The organism is Chitinimonas arctica (assembly GCF_007431345.1).
Taxonomy (GTDB): domain Bacteria; phylum Pseudomonadota; class Gammaproteobacteria; order Burkholderiales; family Chitinimonadaceae; genus Chitinimonas; species Chitinimonas arctica.
On record NZ_CP041730.1, the window covers coordinates 2,216,575 to 2,228,361 of the forward strand.

At 57.0% G+C, this 11,787-nt stretch carries 11 protein-coding genes and 2 pseudogenes; 6 read left to right on the forward strand and 7 right to left on the reverse strand.

Annotated elements, in window-relative coordinates:
* The first annotated feature begins 36 nt into the window (after positions 1-36).
* The 5 genes from rfbA to FNU76_RS10080 all read left to right on the forward strand — a co-directional run bounded on the left by rfbA (position 37) and on the right by FNU76_RS10080 (position 4,920).
* The gene (gene rfbA / locus FNU76_RS10060) at positions 37-921 is read left to right on the forward strand and encodes a glucose-1-phosphate thymidylyltransferase RfbA (protein WP_144278074.1); all 885 of its coding nucleotides are present in this window, start codon (positions 37-39) and stop codon (positions 919-921) included.
* A 95-nt stretch (positions 922-1,016) separates the two neighbouring features.
* Complete coding sequence (locus FNU76_RS10065) at positions 1,017-2,120, forward strand: nucleotidyltransferase family protein (RefSeq protein ID WP_144278075.1); 1,104 nt, start codon at positions 1,017-1,019, stop codon at positions 2,118-2,120.
* A gap of 28 nt (positions 2,121-2,148) precedes the next feature.
* Positions 2,149-3,585: a mannose-1-phosphate guanylyltransferase/mannose-6-phosphate isomerase gene (locus FNU76_RS10070; protein ID WP_144278076.1), complete on the forward strand. Its 1,437-nt coding sequence runs from the start codon at positions 2,149-2,151 to the stop codon at positions 3,583-3,585.
* A 114-nt stretch (positions 3,586-3,699) separates the two neighbouring features.
* Positions 3,700-4,221 carry an FxDxF family PEP-CTERM protein gene (locus tag FNU76_RS10075; RefSeq protein ID WP_144278077.1) on the forward strand — a complete coding sequence of 174 codons (522 nt, stop codon included), beginning with the start codon at positions 3,700-3,702 and terminating at the stop codon, positions 4,219-4,221.
* A gap of 183 nt (positions 4,222-4,404) precedes the next feature.
* The gene (locus FNU76_RS10080) at positions 4,405-4,920 is read left to right on the forward strand and encodes an FxDxF family PEP-CTERM protein (protein WP_179958421.1); all 516 of its coding nucleotides are present in this window, start codon (positions 4,405-4,407) and stop codon (positions 4,918-4,920) included.
* Between the two features lie 55 nt (positions 4,921-4,975).
* On the opposite strand, the gene FNU76_RS10085 is transcribed toward FNU76_RS10080, so the two are convergent.
* A complete protein-coding gene (locus FNU76_RS10085; protein ID WP_144278079.1) occupies positions 4,976-6,337 on the reverse strand; it encodes a phosphohexomutase domain-containing protein in 1,362 nt (453 codons plus the stop codon).
* A gap of 416 nt (positions 6,338-6,753) precedes the next feature.
* On the opposite strand from FNU76_RS10085, the gene FNU76_RS10090 reads away from it, so the two are divergent.
* Positions 6,754-8,007: a Fic family protein gene (locus tag FNU76_RS10090; protein ID WP_144278080.1), complete on the forward strand. Its 1,254-nt coding sequence runs from the start codon at positions 6,754-6,756 to the stop codon at positions 8,005-8,007.
* Between the two features lie 547 nt (positions 8,008-8,554).
* On the opposite strand, the gene FNU76_RS10100 is transcribed toward FNU76_RS10090, so the two are convergent.
* From FNU76_RS10100 to FNU76_RS10125, 6 genes and pseudogenes are all read right to left on the reverse strand, one after another.
* On the reverse strand, positions 8,555-9,181 hold the full coding sequence (locus tag FNU76_RS10100) for a hypothetical protein (RefSeq protein WP_223879291.1): 627 nt from the start codon (positions 9,179-9,181) through the stop codon (positions 8,555-8,557).
* Positions 9,182-9,234: 53 nt separating this feature from the next.
* Positions 9,235-9,732, reverse strand: coding sequence for a putative toxin (locus tag FNU76_RS10105; protein WP_144278082.1), 498 nt, complete (start codon positions 9,730-9,732; stop codon positions 9,235-9,237).
* A 30-nt stretch (positions 9,733-9,762) separates the two neighbouring features.
* Positions 9,763-9,876 (reverse strand): annotated as a pseudogene (locus tag FNU76_RS25205) (RHS repeat-associated core domain-containing protein); the annotation flags it as partial.
* A gap of 202 nt (positions 9,877-10,078) precedes the next feature.
* The gene (locus tag FNU76_RS10115) at positions 10,079-10,573 is read right to left on the reverse strand and encodes a hypothetical protein (protein ID WP_144278083.1); all 495 of its coding nucleotides are present in this window, start codon (positions 10,571-10,573) and stop codon (positions 10,079-10,081) included.
* A pseudogene (locus FNU76_RS10120) lies at positions 10,563-11,180 on the reverse strand (RHS repeat-associated core domain-containing protein); the annotation flags it as partial. The pseudogene FNU76_RS10120 and the gene FNU76_RS10115, both read right to left, overlap by 11 nt.
* A gap of 325 nt (positions 11,181-11,505) precedes the next feature.
* The gene (locus tag FNU76_RS10125; protein ID WP_144278084.1) at positions 11,506-11,787 is read right to left on the reverse strand and encodes a hypothetical protein; all 282 of its coding nucleotides are present in this window, start codon (positions 11,785-11,787) and stop codon (positions 11,506-11,508) included.

The window sequence follows — 11,787 nt, forward strand, 5'->3', positions numbered from 1 at the left end:
CCACCAAAAAATTACAGATTTCAAAGGAAGACGGAAATGGTAAAACGCAAGGGCATCATCCTGGCCGGCGGTTCCGGCACCCGGCTCTATCCCGCTACGCAAGCGGTCTCGAAGCAGCTTCTGCCCATCTTCGACAAGCCCATGATCTATTACCCCCTCAGCACCCTGCTGCTGGCGGGGATACGCGAAGTGCTGATCATCTCCACTCCGCAGGACACTCCGCGCTTTCAGCAATTGCTGGGTGACGGCAGCCAATGGGGCATCAGCCTGTCCTATGCCGTACAAGCTTCGCCGGATGGCCTGGCGCAGGCCTTCATCATCGGTGAATCCTTTCTTGGCGACGATCTGTCGGCCCTGGTGCTGGGCGACAATATCTTCTACGGCCACGATTTCACCAGCCTGCTGCACAACGCCAGCCAGCGCACCACCGGTGCGACCGTGTTCGCCTACGCCGTGCAAGACCCCGAACGCTACGGCGTGGTGGAGTTCGATGCAGAAGGACGCGCGATCAGCCTGGAAGAGAAGCCGCAGCATCCCAAGTCCCGCCATGCGGTGACCGGTCTGTATTTCTATGACCAGCATGTGGTCGAGATGGCCAAGCGCATCCGCCCCTCGCCGCGCGGCGAGCTGGAGATCACCGACCTGAACCGGCTGTATATGGAACAGGGCAATCTGGATGTGGAAACCATGGGCCGCGGCTATGCCTGGCTCGATACCGGTACGCACGAATCCATGCTGGAAGCCAGCCTGTTTATCCAGACCATCGAACGCCGCCAAGGCGTGAAGGTCGCCGCGCCGGAAGAAATCAGCTGGCGGCAGGGCTGGATCGACGATGCGCAACTATCCCGGCTGGCCCAGCCGCTGGCAAAGTCCGGCTATGGCCAGTACCTGATGAATCTGCTGCAGGAACGGAAGCACTGATGCTTGCGTCCGCCGGACGCCTCCCGCCCAGCGGGGGGCGCCAATTGCAGGCGGAAAGCACGGCTTCCGCGCACCTCAAGGGAAGGAATCGTTGAATGGCCAAGGGAATGATACTGGCGGCAGGCCAGGGTACGCGGGTACGCCCGCTGACCAAGGGCCTGCCCAAACCAATGGTGCCCATCCTGGGCAAACCGGTGATGGAATACCTGATCGAGCATCTCGCCAGCTATGGCGTGAAGGAGATCATGGTCAACGTTGCCTATCACCATCGCAAGATCGAAGAGTATTTCGGCGATGGACATCGCTGGGGCGTGCAGATCGGCTATGCCTACGAGGGCATCCGCGACCATGGCGAAATCCTGCCGCGGCCCATGGGTTCGGCCGGCGGCATGCGGCGTATCCAGGACTTCAGCGGCTTCTTCGATGAAACCACCCTGGTGCTGTGCGGCGATGCATTGATCGACCTGGATATCGGCGCCGCCCTGCACGAGCACCGCACCAAGGGCGCCATCGCCAGCGTGGTGGCGCTCAACGTGCCGGAAGACCAGGTGCAGAACTACGGTGTGGTGGTGGCCAGCCAGGATGGCCACATCCAATCCTTCCAGGAGAAGCCGGCACCGGCCGAGGCTAAATCCACCCTGGCCAGCACGGGCATCTATATCTTCGAACCGGAAGTGCTGGAACGCGTTCCTCCCAACACGGTATTCGATATCGGCTCCGAACTGTTTCCGCTGTTGGTCGAGCAGCAGTTGCCGTTTTTCGTGCAAAAGCGCTTCTTCAACTGGATCGATATCGGCCGGGTCGGCGATTACTGGTCGGTCTTGCAGCGCGTGCTACGCGGCGAAGTCGCGCAGATGAACATGCCGGGACGCGAGATTCGGCCCGGTATCTGGGTGGGGCTCAATACCTCGGTCGATTGGGATTCGGTGGTGATCGACGGTCCCGTCTACATCGGTTCCAGCGTACGTATCGAACCGGGCTGCACCATTATCGGCCCGACCTGGATCGGCCACGGCAGCCATCTGCGCAAAGGCGCCAAGGTGGTGCGCAGCATCCTGTTCGAATACACCCGGCTGGGCGCGGATATGACCTTCAACGAGATGATCGTGTCGCCGCATTACTGTGTCAGCCGCTGCGGCAACACCATGTATCCGGGCGACGAGAGCGGCGATCTCCGTTGGGGCGATGCTCGCGGTTGAATTCCATATTATTTAGGTAGGTACGCATATGTTGGTTAAACCCGTCATTCTGTCCGGTGGTTCCGGTACACGGCTGTGGCCGCTGTCACGCGAGAAGTATCCCAAGCAGTTGCTACCGCTGATCGGCGACGATTCGCTGCTGCAAGCGACCGTGCGTCGCGTGGAAGGGCTGGCCGGCGTGGAACTGGCCCCACCCATGGTGGTGTGCAACGAAGAATATCGCTTCGTGATCGCCGAACAGCTGCGCCAGCTGGACAAGCAGGGCACCATCCTGCTGGAACCGGCCGGCCGCAATACCGCGCCGGCGCTGACGCTGGCCGCCCTGGCCAGCCGCCACGACGGCGGCGATCCCATCCTGCTGGTGATGCCGTCCGACCATGTGATCGTGGATACGGCCGCTTTCCAGGCCGTGGTGCGCCAGGGCGCCGAATTGGCCACCCAGGGCGCCGTGGTGACCTTCGGCATCACACCCGACGCACCGGAGACCGGCTACGGCTATATCCAGACCGGCGCCCGCTTCGGCGACGCTGCTGCGCACCATATCGCGCGCTTCGTCGAGAAGCCGGATCGCGCCACCGCGCAAAGCTATCTGGATGCCGGCACCTATTTGTGGAACAGCGGCTTGTTCATGATGCGCGCTTCGGTGTGGCTGACCGCCATCGCCGCTTGCCGCGCCGATATCCTGGCCGCCTGCCAGGCAGCCTGGGCGGAATCGTCGGTGGACGGCGAGTTTGTCCGGGTCGGCAAGGCCGCCTTCGCCCAATGCCCGTCCGATTCCATCGACTACGCGGTGATGGAGCGTATCGCCGCCGCCGGCGAAGCATTGCCAAGCGGTGCGGTGCTGCCGCTGGCCGCCGGCTGGTCCGATGTCGGCGCCTGGGATGCCCTGTGGCAGGTATTGCCCAAGGACGGCGACGGCAACGTCAGCCGCGGCGATGTGCTGCTGCAAGACTGCCGCGACACGCTGGCCATCTCGGAAGGCCGCCTGGTGGCCTGCGTGGGCGTGGACGACCTGGTGGTGGTGGAAACACCCGATGCCATCCTGGTCGTTCACAAGAGCAAGACCCAGGAGGTCAAGCAGATCGTCGACAAACTCAAGCGCGAGCGCCGTACGGAAGGCCAGCTCCATCGCAAGGTATTCCGCCCCTGGGGCTGGTACGACAGCGTGGACAACGGCGAACGCTTCCAGGTGAAGCGTATCGTGGTCAAGCCGGGCGGTACTTTGTCGCTTCAGATGCACCACCACCGCGCCGAACATTGGATCGTGGTGCGCGGTACCGCACGGGTGACCCGTGGCGATACCAACTACCTGGTTTCGGAGAACGAATCCACCTTTATACCGCTGGGAACCCGCCATCGCCTCGAAAATCCGGGCTGTGTGCCGCTGGAAATGATCGAGGTGCAATCCGGTTCCTATCTTGGTGAAGACGACATCGTTCGCTTTGAAGATGTGTATGGCCGCTAATTCATTTGTCATCAAATAGTACGTTAGTACGAACGGGCTATTGCTGACGAGTGGGTCTATGGCAATACTTAAACAACGGGCAGGATTATCGTGCTCAACAACAGGGATTTCACTATGACACTTAGTTTCAAGAAAGCGGCCATTGCTTTGGCTCTGGCAGGCTCCTGCGGCGCTGCATTCGCTTCTACCGGTTTCGGTGGCGGCAATCAGACTTTTGACGCCGGTTTGCTGAACAGCACCTCGCACACCCAACTGCTGGTCAACGGCAACTTCTCGAACGCTTTCTCGTTCGATCTGGATGTGCTGTCCGACTTCACCTACCAAGCCAACACGTTCTACCTGAGCTTGTTCGGCAACACCGTTACCGACATCACCAACTTCGGTATCACCCTGGACGGCAATGCCCTGCCAGTCGGCCAACAAGGCAAGCTGGAATCGGCCTTCGGCACCATGCGTCTGGGTGCCGGTTCGCACACCCTGACCCTGACCGGCAAGGGTCAAGGCTGGGTAGGCGGCGCCTACTCCATGAACATGTCGGCTTCGCCGGTGCCGGTGCCCGAGCCGGAAAGCTACGCCATGCTGCTGGCCGGCCTGGGCGTGATGGGCGCCATTGCCCGTCGTCGCAACAAGGCTTAATTCAGCCCGTAGTGGTTCCAGGAAAGGCGGCAGAGATGCCGCCTTTTTTCATTTGCAAGGTTTGCGTGCCTGAAAACACAATTCCCCTTAGTCCGAACGGGCTATTGCTGCATAGCAACATTAGGCGAATACTCATTCGCAATGGAGGGGATCCAGGCTGTATTTTCAATTGAGGAAAACAATATGAACCTTGCAATCAAAAAACTGGCCGTCGCCGTTGCCATCATCGGGAGCGGCGCCGCGGCGCAAGCCCAGGTGATCGATATTGGCGTGTTGACCGATATCGGCGACTACACCCACGAACTGACGTTCGCAGCCGGCGCCCAAATCAACGATACGTGGAATTTCTCGCTTGATGGCGGCAACAACCAATTCTTCGGTGTGCTGAGCAAGATCAACAATCGCCAGGCCAGCTCCATCGGCAATTTCGCCGCGACCCTGTTCGGTCCCAACGGCGCCACTGCCTGGACCTATATGTCCACCAACAAGTCGCAGATCCTCAGCTATGACGGCGCGCTGAGCTCTGGCGCCTATAGCCTGGTCGTCACCGGCCTGGCCGGCACGATAGGCGGCAAGTACGCTATCGAAATGAATGCTTCGGCCGATCCGATCCCGGAACCGGAAACCTATGCGATGTTCCTGGCCGGCATCGGCCTGATCGGTACCATCGCACGCCGCCGCAGCAAGAACCAAGCTTAAGCTTTTGTCTCTCGAAGGGCGGCCCGATGGCCGCCCTTTGTCATGCCGGCTTGCCTCAACCCTGGGCAATCAGCCTTTCGATCGTCGCGACTTGGCGAGCCACCAGCGCCTGATCGGCACGGCTCTCGACATTCAAGCGCAGCAACGGTTCGGTGTTGGACGAACGGATATTCAGACGCCAATCGTCAAACGCCAGACTCAGTCCATCCGTGCCGTCAAGGACCGGTTGTAGATCGGCGTAATGGTCGCGGACACGTTGCATGGCGGCGGCCGCATCGGCCACCTGGTAGTTGATCTCGCCGCTGCAGGGATAAGCGGCTATGCGTTCATCCACCAGTTGCGACAGTGCCTTACCGCTTCGGCTCAGGAGCTCGATCACCAGCAGCCACGGAATCATGCCGCTATCGCAATAGGCAAAATCGCGGAAATAATGGTGGGCGCTCATCTCGCCGCCATATACCGCATTCTCGGCGCGCATCCGTTCCTTGATAAAGGCATGGCCGGTTTTCGATTGCACCGCCACGCCGCCCGCGGCTTGGACGATATCGATGGTGTTCCAGGTCAAGCGTGGATCATGGATAATCTTCTCGCCCGGGTTTTTAACCAGGAAGGCTTGGGCCAATAAGCCGACGATATAATAACCCTCGATAAAATCGCCGCGCTCGTCGAACAGAAAACAGCGGTCGAAATCGCCATCCCAGGCTATCCCCAGATCGGCGCCATGGGCCCGCACCGCATCGGCCGTGGCGGCGCGGTTTTCCGGCAGCAGCGGATTGGGAATCCCATGCGGAAAAGTGCCATCCGGCTCGTGGTGCAATTTGATAAAACGAATCGGCACACCAAATTGCTGGAATTTCGCTTCGATGGCATCGACCACATGGCCGGCCGCGCCGTTGCCGCTATTCACCACCAGGGTCAAGGGCTTGATGGCGGGCAGGTGTAGATAGCCCAGCAGGTGCTCCACGAAGGCGGCCAGGGTGGACTGCCGCTCGAGTGTGCCACGCGTGGCCGGCTCGAATTGATTCGCCTCGGCCAGCGCCCGGATCGCTTGCAGGCCGGTGTCGCCGCTGATGGGGCGGGCATCGCGGCCGACCAGCTTCATGCCGTTGTAGTCCATTGGATTATGGCTGGCGGTGACTTCGATGCCGCCGTCGACATCGAGATGGAAGGCAGCGAAATAGATTTCTTCGGTACCGGTCATGCCCAGATCGATCACATCGGCGCCGCCGTCCATCAGGCCATTCGCCAAGGCCAATTTCAGCGATTCGCTGCTGAGACGGACATCGCCGCCTACCACGACACGCTTGGCGCCGAGAAATTGCGCATAGGCACGACCGATTCGGTAGGCAATATCTTCATTGAGTTGTTCGCCTAGCTTGCCGCGAATATCGTAGGCCTTGAAACAGGATAGCGTCATGGGAATGTCCGTGGAATGGAAAAATGGCGTAGATAATATTTGGGGTATTTTGCCATGGATGGGGCGGGAGTGGGTTGGGAATAGGACCGGCATATAAGGCAACGGAACGAATACCATCGGGCTTACTTAATTAGACGTCGACGTAACATTTAAAATACAAAGTGCCTCGATGCTCTCGAACCGCATCTGCCGTTCACGCTCAACTATCTGGCAGACATATTTATACCTTCCCACTTTGGCAGTCACGGCAACGCATGGAGCGGAGAGGTACCAGCGTAGATGCCGATCCGCCAGGATAGTCGCCAACACTTCCGCCAAAAGTTGGCAATTAGGTATACAATCCTTTGTATTTATTGACTATTTTATTGGCAATCAACACCAAGCTTTAGTCGCCAACCCTTCCGCCGGAAACACTTATGGACAAGCGCCCTGGCCTTATTACGCCGAGCCAGCTAACGCCCCTGATGCCTTCGCTGGAGAAGAACCTGGCCCCGCTCAGGGATAAAGCGGCGGAGCTGATCGCCGCTGCCGCGAACATTCCCAAAGGCGCCTTGCCTCATTTGCTGGCCGAGCTGACCCCTCGGCTAAGGGCAATGAATTCCTACTATTCCAACAAGATCGAGGGACAGCACACCACGCCTTTATTGATTGATCGCGCCCTGCACCAGGACTATTCACCCCGGCCACAGGAAGCGACCAAACAACGCTTGGCACTGGCTCATATTGAGGCGGAAATCAGCGGCGAGGCGAACCTTGATTTGTTGGCCGGCGCCGAACGCTTTGCCCAGGCAACCTTCCAGCATGTGCATGCGATGATCTATGGCCGCCTTACGGCGGATGATCGCACGCAGCAAATGGTCGATCCCTCAGGGAAGCTGATAGGCAAAATCCACGTGATTGAACCGGGAGTGCTACGTACCGGGGATGTGGGAGTGGGCCGCCATATCCCGCCTCCCCATGAAAATGTCGCGGGATTTCTTGCGGCCCTGGATCAGCACTATCGACATAGCCTGCGCGGCGAAATGGGCTTGATTGCAGTGATTGCCGCGCATCACCGCTTTGCCTGGGTGCACCCATTCGCTGACGGCAATGGCCGCACGGTCCGTCTACACACACATCTTTGTCTACATGCACTGGGCCTTACCCAGGGCATCTGGTCACCCATGCGTGGATTGGCCAGGCGACAGGAAGACTACTACGCCATGCTGGCGGGGGCGGATCAATCTCGCCGGGGCGATCTTGATGGTCGCGGCAACCTCACCGAATCGGGTCTTTGCGCCTGGATCAACTTTGCGCTGGATATCTGCCTGGATCAGATTGCGTTTATGACCGGCAGGCTGCAACTGAGTAACTTCAAGGAACGCATGGAGATGTTCATCGCGGCGCAATCACAGCGGGCGGCGTATAGAGACCTCGGCATGGAAGTGATGAAGCCGATGTTGTACGCCATGGCCATCGGGCCGATCAGCCGGGCGGATTTCAAAGCGATGACCGGTCTTGCCGAACGAACGGCTGAGCGGGCATTGGCAGCGACACTCAAACTTGGTTTGTTGGGTTCTCCAAGCCCGCGGGGGACCTTGCATGTTCAACTGTCACCCGAAACGCTCTCCGGCCTGTTCCCGCAGCTATGGCCGGAACTCGATGCCGAGGTCGCCGCTGCATCGGGTTAGATCAAGCGCATTTCGATAGCCCCCAGGATCGGCGCTACATGTCAAAAAAACAAAAACCGGCAATAGCCAAAGCTATAACCGGTCGATTTTCCTGAATTTCTGGTCGGCGTGAGAGGATTCGAACCTCCGACCCCCTGCTCCCGAAGCATGGAAGCTTTATATATATCAACAACTTAGCAGTGCAGCCCGTTGCAAGGATGCCCTATGCCGCTCAACAGCGTTTAACGAAGTCACGCGAAAGTCACGCGAGGATTTGGGCAACCTTCCTCGCTACAAGCAATCTAGCGAGCCCTGGGCCACGCGCATAACTTTTGTTATTCGGCGTCGGCAGCTGGGGGTAGGAGCCCTTCCCACCGTGACCAATGGCGTGTCTCTAAAAACGAATGCGGGGACAGAGTTCGGTTCCCGGAGACGCGTGCGCATAGCATAGCCTCTACACCTGCCGGCGCAGCGCGGGGTTATTGGGGCGATTTCGCATGGCGTAAAAAAGCCACCCTCGCCGCAGACCCGGCGGGGCAGCTCTTTAGCGATGGCATAACAAGCGTTACTATCGTTTTCGCCAGGATGCAATTTCCTTTGCCAACTGAGGATCGCTTGCCAACTCGTCTATCGCCTGCTTTGCCAGCGGGTTCTTGTCTCTACGTTTTTTCAAAGCCGATAGCAGCAACACGCGGCTTTCGCCTTGCGTGCGGTCTTTGGCAATGTCGATCAGTTCTGCCAACGTCTCGTCCGTCACCGCGACCGATAGCGCACAGGCCAAGCCATCCTTGGCGCCCAGCTTGTACTCCCTGGTGTCGCCTGGCCCCTTGATGCCCCAACCCATCTGGGCCTTGCGGTATTCACTAACCAGCATCGGCCAAGCTTTCTGCACTTCGAGTTCGGGAACGGCGAGAGAGCGAGCAATGCCGTCTCGCGTCCGATCCGAATATGGAAGCAACAAATGCTTCAGCAGAATGGGAATAGCAACGGCATATCTCGTCGAGGTATTCACTAAATCCCAGACCGATTCAACATTCAAGCCGACCCCGCGTAACTCCAACAAAATAGGTGTCTCTTCTATCCGCAGTCGCGCCGAGCTTTCAATCCGTTCTCGCTCTTTTTCTTTATTGATTTCCCGTAGCCGCGCCTTTTCATCGTCGGTCAGCTTCAAACTCAAGAATTGATCTGCGGTCAAGTACCACAGTTCCTTATCTGTTAAAGGCGCACGGGCCGATGTTTTTTTCGTTGTCATCTTGGAATATGCAATTGGTTGATGAGGCCGTTGTCGACTGCGTTCTGCAAAGGCCCTGACAATGTCGTATTCGGCCGCGTATAGAGGTCGAACCGCAAACCTTCGCTTTGGGCATGATCCAGATAGTCGCGCAGTTGCCGCGTGAAACTTAGCCGATCTACATTCTTCACTTCGCTGAGTGCATCTGCCGTTAGACCATCAGGAATTCGAGTTCGACCATTGATGGTCAACTTGGCTTTGTCGCCAATCTCGTAAGCCGCACGAACAGCTGCTTCGCCCTCACGTCCAAGCTGGCCTGCTGTCTTTGCCGCCGTCGAATTTACCGTACAAACCACCGCCTGGCGAGAAGCACCATAGGTACCGGAGGTCATCACGGTCGCTAGCGCCTCTCCAAACATCACGCCAGTATGTGCAACAGCAGCACCCCGATTGCCGTTTTCCCACGCAGTGAGAGCATTGTCCCATGCCACTTGTCCAGGAACTACTGCGCGCATCCATTCTGGGCTTCGGAATAATCCGAGCGGATCGCTATAACTGAGCGGATTCCCACCAACATAGGCATAGGTATTGAGCCCCCCCGCCAAGCCAATCGGATCTGACTGGGCGTAACGGCCCTGTCCCGGATCGAAATCCCGATGGTAGTTGTAAACCTCCTGTTCCGATGCAAGGTCGCAGCTAAAAACCCGTTTTCCCTAGAGCCAGCACGGTTTACAAGCCAACTAACCCCGACGCCTGCCCCTACGACACGCATTTTCCCCTAGATGCGCGTTTTCAGCAAACAGGACTGCAATCTAGAGACAATTTTATCCCTTGCCGCGCATCCAGGTGGATGGGCTATTTTTAATCCGCCATTCCATTGAAAATTGTTTTTCGCTTTTCTGGATCACTTAAAACTACCGCCATCTCTTGCAATGGAAATCTATCTTCCGGAAAGCTCCCATCATCAAGGAATATACGCCACCAAGGCGTTATATAGAGCAGGCTGATTTTTTTGGCATTTTTTTCTGTTATTGTAAGCTCAGAAAAAAACAAACCCTTTTTGTGTGAGCAGCTTATTGAGCTATCACTGGCATCGAAAGTTTTCTCGTTCAATCCGAAAAATAATCTTCCATCTTTTCTATACGCAAAAAAAACAGCTGCGCCTCCCCTAAGGTTGCACTCGTAGTCAACAATCAATCCGTTTCGCGGCAGCGTTGTATTGCTGTCGAAACATATCGGCTGTACCGTCTTGTCTTTCAACGAAAGCACGTAAAGATTCTTACCCTGCCAACTGTGCGCACGATAACGATGTAATATCCGGTCACTATCGCTAATGCCCTGCTCATTAATTTCCATTTTTAGCATCCCAAGCTTTGTACACGGTGCTAGCCGCGCCTCCTCCTATTAGCCCCGTACTCCATGCGTTACTCGTTCTGCCTGCACCAGCAATAACTTGCTCTTCAGTCTTTCTGAGTAGCAAGCTTGATAGCGTGGGATGTTCAAAGCGTGAAATGCTCTGCATGGGTTTGGCCAAATACCCCCGGAAGTAGTCTTTCAATCCATTACGCATGGCTACCGCTTCTGCAGCAGAGGTTGCCACCCCTGGTATCTGTCGAGCCTTGAATACATAAGCAGCACGAGAAATTGGTACGGCGGAACTAAAAGCAACACCAGTCCATTCCCCAGCGCTGAAAGCCGTTGAACATTTATCTACCGAACCATTCGAGCCTGCATAATCACGCACTTTGTTGGTTATACCAAATGAAATGAAGTCACCAAAGCCGGCAGAGTAATCTACGACAGGCTGCGGAATCGTCGGGATGTCTTCAATTCCAAACAATCCATATGGGTCGGAATAGCTCATCGGATTGCCATACACATAGGCATAGGGGTTAAGTCCACCTTGTAGCCCGATTGGATCGTTTTGTAGGTACTTCCCCGTCGCCGGATCATAATCTCGGAAGTAGTTGTAAACCTCCTGTTCCGACGCAAGGTCGCAGCTAAAAGCGCGTTTTCCCTAGGGCCAGCACGGTTTACAACCCAACAAACCCCGACGCCTGCCCCTACGACACGCATTTTTCCCTAGATGCGTGTTTTCAGCAAACAGGACGGCGGCCTAGATGCACTTTTACCCATCGCGACGCACCCAGGCGCAGAGGCCCAGATACGCGCAGCGAGCGGCTAAAGAAGAAGGAGGATCAAGCAACGGCGGGGCTTGGCGCCGGCCAGTGGGATAGGTGACGGCGTGAACGGTCTTCAGCCGGCCGATGCACTGCTGTTTGCGGCATCTAATCGGACGAGGGGTTGAGTTCCTTCCGCACTTCCTCCGCAAGCTTTTCAACAATTTGCTTAGGCCCCGAGATGGTAAGTCCAATATATGTTTCGGACTCAATCGTAATCAGCCCGTCTCCTAGCCTTACCTTTGACATCGCAATTTCTTGTGAGCCGCCAATCCCCCATGAAGTGTCAACACCCATCGCCTTGTTATTTAAAAGTACTGCCCGCAACGCGTCTCTAAGAGCATTGTCGTATTCGTCGCCAAGATTGATTGTCGTTTGTTCGATGCTCAT